Origin of the sequence: Curtobacterium sp. LFS084 (assembly GCF_047977705.1) — a bacterium.
Taxonomy (GTDB): Bacteria; Actinomycetota; Actinomycetes; order Actinomycetales; family Microbacteriaceae; genus Curtobacterium.
In genome coordinates this window covers 1-5,568 of sequence record NZ_JBFPFM010000073.1, presented here as the reverse complement: position 1 = coordinate 5,568, position 5,568 = coordinate 1, and the positions used below count along the sequence as shown (strand labels likewise).

Annotated in this window: 6 protein-coding genes; 3 read left to right on the top strand and 3 right to left on the bottom strand. The window is 71.3% G+C overall.

What is annotated here, in order from left to right; all coding sequences use genetic code 11:
• Both ACNQOV_RS18040 and ACNQOV_RS18035 read right to left on the bottom strand, forming a co-directional pair.
• Positions 1-1,360 (bottom strand): SWIM zinc finger family protein (locus ACNQOV_RS18040; protein WP_416396297.1); only part of this gene is annotated, 1,360 nt, incomplete at its 3' end.
• A 44-nt stretch (positions 1,361-1,404) separates the two neighbouring features.
• Entirely contained in the window at positions 1,405-2,097 is a 693-nt protein-coding gene (locus ACNQOV_RS18035) for a hypothetical protein (RefSeq protein WP_416396295.1), read from the bottom strand.
• A gap of 109 nt (positions 2,098-2,206) precedes the next feature.
• Here ACNQOV_RS18035 and ACNQOV_RS18030 point away from each other — a divergent pair, with 109 nt between their 5' ends.
• The 3 genes from ACNQOV_RS18030 (at position 2,207) to ACNQOV_RS18020 (ending at position 3,867) form a co-directional block, all read left to right on the top strand.
• On the top strand, positions 2,207-2,512 hold the full coding sequence (locus tag ACNQOV_RS18030) for a hypothetical protein (protein ID WP_416396293.1): 306 nt from the start codon (positions 2,207-2,209) through the stop codon (positions 2,510-2,512).
• A gap of 107 nt (positions 2,513-2,619) precedes the next feature.
• Positions 2,620-3,069 carry a BLUF domain-containing protein gene (locus ACNQOV_RS18025; protein WP_416396291.1) on the top strand — a complete coding sequence of 150 codons (450 nt, stop codon included), beginning with the start codon at positions 2,620-2,622 and terminating at the stop codon, positions 3,067-3,069.
• A gap of 108 nt (positions 3,070-3,177) precedes the next feature.
• Complete coding sequence (locus ACNQOV_RS18020) at positions 3,178-3,867, top strand: MmpS family transport accessory protein (protein ID WP_416396289.1); 690 nt, start codon at positions 3,178-3,180, stop codon at positions 3,865-3,867.
• An 80-nt stretch (positions 3,868-3,947) separates the two neighbouring features.
• Here the strand turns inward: ACNQOV_RS18020 and ACNQOV_RS18015 are convergent, their stop codons facing one another.
• On the bottom strand, positions 3,948-5,369 hold the full coding sequence (locus ACNQOV_RS18015; protein ID WP_416396287.1) for an amino acid permease: 1,422 nt from the start codon (positions 5,367-5,369) through the stop codon (positions 3,948-3,950).
• Positions 5,370-5,568: the final 199 nt, after the last annotated feature.

Here is a 5,568-nt window from a genome sequence, read left to right as displayed (position 1 = left end):
TCGCGGCGGCGCCGCCGTCGGCTGCGGTCGTCGGCGCCGGGTCGTCGGCGGCGCGCAGCCCGGCGAGGTCGGGGAGCGGGCCGTGCAGGGCGACGGGGTCCTTCCGGCCGTCGACGTGCCAGCGCCACTGCAGGTGCGCGCGGTCGTCCGTCCGCGGTGCCCTGGCCGGTTCGAAGGTCACCGTGAGCACGAGCTCCGGCGGCGTCCGTTCCGGGAGCTCGACCGACCCGTCGGCGCTGACGAGGCCGAGTGCTCCGCGCAGCCGGGGCGACCAGTCGGCGAGGAACTCCGGGACCTCGGGCTCCGGCACCGTGATCCGCGAGCCCTCGACGAGCATCCGTCGCTGGTCGTCCGGCACCGGCGCCGGGGTCGGGGCGAACGCGACGTGGAACTCGGGGCTCTCGCGGAAGACGTAGACGCCGTGGTCGCCGATCGTCCGGGCGGTCCCCGGTGCCGCTGGGCGAGCGTCGAGGACCGCACTCGCGCCGATCACCAACGCGCCGTCGTGCCGGGCGACGTCGAGCAGCACCCGGGCCTCGGCACCGAGCACGGCCCCGCCCTCGCGCTTGCCGGTGACGAACGCGATGCCGAGTCCCGGTGCCTGCGCGAGGAGCGGCCAGAGCAGTGGGCTCGCGAAGTCGTCGAGGTGGATCCAGTCGGCTTCCCCCGGCAGCCCGGCGAGGGCTCCGGCACGGTGGAGCGCGGCGAACTGGACGAACCACGCGTGCTGCTCGGGAGCGAGCCCGAGCCGGTTCATCGAGTAGGGGAGCGTGCCCCACGTCAGCTGCCCGCGCACCCAGTTGCCGGCGTCGCTGCGGGTCACCGGCCGGACGCCGAGTCGCACCGACCGCGAGGCCGTGGGGAGCGCACGACCGGCTGCCCGCGCACGCGAGGCGAGCCGGGCGGAGACCGCGTCACGCAACTCGAACTGCAGCCCCATGGGGGTGCCCTGCGGCTCGGCCACCTGCGCGTCGTCACCGGCGAGGCGGGCGAGGTCGTGCCTCCAGTCCGAGGGCGGCGGAGCCGGCTGTTCCGGCTTCGGGCCGGCCGCCGCGGCGAGGGCCCGGGCGTTGACCGTGAGGAGGGCGGCCGCGACGTGCTTGCAGTCGCCGCCCAGCGGGCAGGTGCAGGTGCTGCGGACCGGGCGGACGAACTCGCCGCGCGCCGGGGTGGTCTCGACGCGGAGTTCGTACGGGTCGTCTGCGGAGCCGGACACGACACCGGTCACGGAGCCGTCGTCGTCGTGCCAGACGACGTCGTCGACGAGGCCCGCACGGACGAGGTCGCGCGCACGGCCGAAGGCCTGCGGCCCGACGAAGCGGATGACGTCGACGGCGTCGATCATCGGAGCGGCTGGCACGGGTCAATCGTGCCAGGTGCCACCGACCTCCGACGCCCGTCGGTTCAGCGGATCGACCAGGTGCTCCCCGCGTTCAGCTGCAGGACGGACGGACCCTTCGACAGGGTGATCCGCTTCGAGAGGTCCTTGCCGGAGCCGTTGTCACTCGCGGGGATGGTCTCGTAGTCGTTGCGGAGCAGCGTCTCGCGGAGCATGCAGGTCGCGACGCGGGTGTTCGTGCAGCGGAACTGTCGGGTGGCCGTCGCGCCCCAGTAGAGCATCACGTCGTCGCCGTGACCGGAGGCGGTCAGGGCCGGCGCGCTGGACACCTGGCTGAACGTCAGCGTCCACTGCCCCTTCGCCTCGACCTCGAGCGCCGCTGGCTTGCGCCACGAGTCGGTGCCGTACGCGACGCGGCCGGTGTACTTGCCGGACAGGCCGATCGGGATCGACCCGGTCGGCCCGCCCTTGCTGTTGAGCTCCCTCACGATGAAGTCCGCGTCGGAGGAGTTCATGTCCTTCGTCGTCGGGGTGAACGTCGCGACGATGATCCCGCTGCGGGCGTTCTGCGGGAGCACGATCGTGGCGTTCCGGCTGCCCGACTTCGTGAACGGCGTGAAGGTGCCGTACTGGTGGTCGTACTGCGCCTTCATCGCGGCGGGCATCGCGGCCGCCTGTGCCGGTGCGACACCGACGAGCGACGACACGACGGCGGCGACGCTGACGACGAGGGCGGCGGCGATGGTGGTGCGGCGCATGGGGCTCCTCGGGATCAGTGGCCGTCCACGATCGTGGCGCGGGCCGTCCTCGGGCGGCAGACCCCGTCCGGGGGCCGCTGGCCCGTCACGGGACCGCGATACTGGACGGGTGACGACACTGCGAGGAGAACTGCGCTCGACCGCGACGACGGAGGCCGAGGGCAGCGGCGAGAACATCGAGGCGGCGCGCACGGCGGCGGTCGAGGCCCTGGACCTGCACGGGTTCGAGCTGCAGCAGGTGAACGCGGTCACGAGCAAGGCGACCGGGGAGACCACCGTGCGTGCGATCGCCCGTTCCCGGGAGACGCGCCCGCACGAGGCGACCGGCCCGAGCTACGAGGCGGCGCTCGAGGCGTTCCGCGAGTCGGTCCCCGAGGGGTGGCAGGCGCAGAACATGCGGGAGATCCGGGCGTAGCGGGCGGGCCGCGCCTCTGGCCGGTGCGGGTCGCGTCTCCTGGCCGGTCCGGGTCGATCCCGTTCTGGGGGCGTCGGGCGCGGGGTGATCGGTGCAGGATCGAGGGCATGCTGCAGTCACTCGTCTACATGAGTTCGGCCACGGAGCCGTTCGACGACGACGCGCTCGAGGACGTGCTCGCACACGCCCGGGAGCGCAACACCGCCGACGGCCTCACCGGGCTCCTCGTGCACCGCAACGGTCGGTTCATGCAGTTGCTCGAAGGGCCGTACGACCAGGTGCTCGCGACGTACCAGCGGATCCTCGCGGACGACCGGCACGACGAGGTCCGGCTCCTCGCCGAGGAGTCCATCCACACCCGGCGCTTCCCGGAGTGGTCGATGGCCTACGACCGCGACACCCCGGGCGCTCCGACCCCCGAGGGCTTCAGCGACTTCCTGACCGCGGGGGACCAGAGCGCCGACAGCGGGCGGTCCCGGGAGCTACTGCGGTGGTTCCGGAACCACCCGATGGCCGACCCGACGGCGGCGAAGGGGAAGCACCGGCGCGAGGCGTAGCGGCCCGTTTCGTCCACTGTGCGCGGTGGGCTGGACACGACGGACCGAGGTTCACTCACTACTGGCTAGGCTCTCAGGGTTGTTCCCAGCCCTCACCAAGGAGACCCGATGACCCAGGATCAGCCCCCTACCTACGCGCCCCAACCGCCTACGCCCAAGCGCTCGAACCCGCTCGGCCTGACGGCCCTGATCGTCGGCATCGTGGCCATCGTCGGGTGCGCGATCCCGTTCGTGAATTTCGTCTCCATCTTCCTCGGGGCGATCGCGTTGATCCTCGGGATCATCGGTCTCGTGCAGAAGGACCGACCCCGTGGCTTGGCGATCGCGGGCTCGATCCTCGGCCTGATCGCGCTCCTGGTCGGAATCCTGACTGCCTCGTTCTACGCTGCGGCAGCGGACGGGATCTCGAAGGCTCTCGAGTCTTCCGCACCCGTGCCCGCCGAGAGCTCCTCGGCCGAGGAAGAGACCTCGCCCAGCGCGGAGACCGCCGAGGGCTCGCGCACGGTCCACTACGAGGTGACGAGTGACGGGAAGACGCTCACGAGCGTGAGCTACCTCACGGTCAACGACGGGAAGAGCTCGACGCAGCAGGACACTTCGGCCACCGCGCCGTGGTCGAAGGACGTTCCGATCGCCGACGAGGGGCTGTTCACCTCGAGTGTGTTCTCACTCGTCGCACAGGCCGGGGCCGACGCGACGACGATCAGCTGCAAGATCACGTCTGACGGGAAGACGATCCAGGAATCGACCTCCACCGGTCCGTACGCGGTCGCCTCCTGCTCGGGTTCCGCGAACTAGTCGTCACCGACGAACGGCCCTCTGGCTGAGCGCACGATGCTCAGCTGGAGGGCCGTCGTCGATCGGTCGGTCGGTCGGGTCTACCGAGTCGTGGCGTCCTCGCCGGTCGCGAGCTTGCTGTGTCGGCGGGAGTAGCCGAAGTACACGCCCAGGCCGATCGCGAACCACACCGCGAAGCGCACCCACGTCTCCCACTGCAGGAACGTGACGAGCCACAGCGACGCGACGACGCCGATGATCGGGATCACCGGCATGAACGGCAGCCGGAACTGTCGGTCGAGGTCGGGCTGGCGGTAGCGGAGCACGATCACGGCGGAGCAGACCACGACGAACGCGAGCAGGATGCCGATGTTCGTCAGCTCGGCCACGACGCCGATCGGCAGGAACCCGGCGAGCACCGCGGACGCGATGCCGAGGATCCAGGTCACCCGGGTCGGCACGTGGCGCTTCGGGTCGGTCTTCGCGAACCACTTCGGCATCAGGCCGTCCCGGCTCATCGAGAACCAGACGCGGCTCGCGCCGAGCATGAAGGTCACGAGCACGGTGATGATGCCGACGATCGCGCCGATCGCGATGATGTTGGCGACGCCGCCGAGCCCCACGGACGCGAACGCCGACGAGAAGCCCGAGGCCGGGTCGATGTCCGTGTACTTCTGCATCCCGGTGAGCACCAGGGTCGCCAGGACGTAGAGCACCATCGCGATGCCGAGGGACAGCAGGATCGCCTTCGGCATGTGCTTGCGGGCGTCGACCGACTCCTCGGCCGCGGTCGACATCGCGTCGTAGCCGAACACGGCGAAGAACACCGTCGCGGCACCCGTCATCACGCCGCCGAACCCGAACGGGAAGTACGGCGAGTAGTTCGCGCTGTTGATGTGGAACAGGCCGAGCACCACGATGAGCACGACGAGGCCGACCTTGATGCCGACGGCGACGAGCTCGAACCGGGCGGCGCTGCGGATGCCGCGGGTGAGGACGAACGCGGTGAGCAGGCAGAGGATGATCGCGAAGACGTCGATCACGTGGCCGTCGCCGGTCCCCGGAGCACCGAGCATCCAGGCGGGCAGGTCGACGCCGAACTGGCCCACGAGGAACCCGACGTAGCCCGAGATGCCGATCGCGACCACCGCCACGATCGCGGTGTACTCGAGCAGCAGGTCCCATCCGATGAACCAGCCGACGATCTCGCCGAGGACCGCGTAGCCGTACGTGTACGCGCTGCCGGCCTTGGGGATGAGGCCCGCGAACTCGGCGTACGACAGGGCGGCGGCGGCGCTCGCGACCCCGGCGACGAGGAAGCTGATGAGGACGGCGGGCCCGGCGACGCCGTTCGCCACGGTGCCGGCGAGGGTGAAGATGCCGGCGCCGATGATGCCGCCGATGCCGATCGCGGTGAGCTGCCAGAGGCCGAGGTGCCGTTTCAGGCTGTCCTCGCCTCCGGTCTCGTCGTCGATCGTGTCGATCGGCTTCCGTCGGAAGAGGGTGCGTGTCGTCGTCGTCACGCGCCCACTCTGCACCCTGGGCGCACTCCGCGTCCGCCCTCGCCACCGGACCGGGTCCGGCCCGGGGAGGCCCCGGCGACGTTTCGCGCTGGGCGACAGCTCACGCGGTCAGCCGCCCGTGAACTGTCGCCCAGCGCGAGAGAACGCGCCCTGCGCGACCGCGACCGCGACCGCGCCCCGCGCCCCGCGCGCCGCGCCC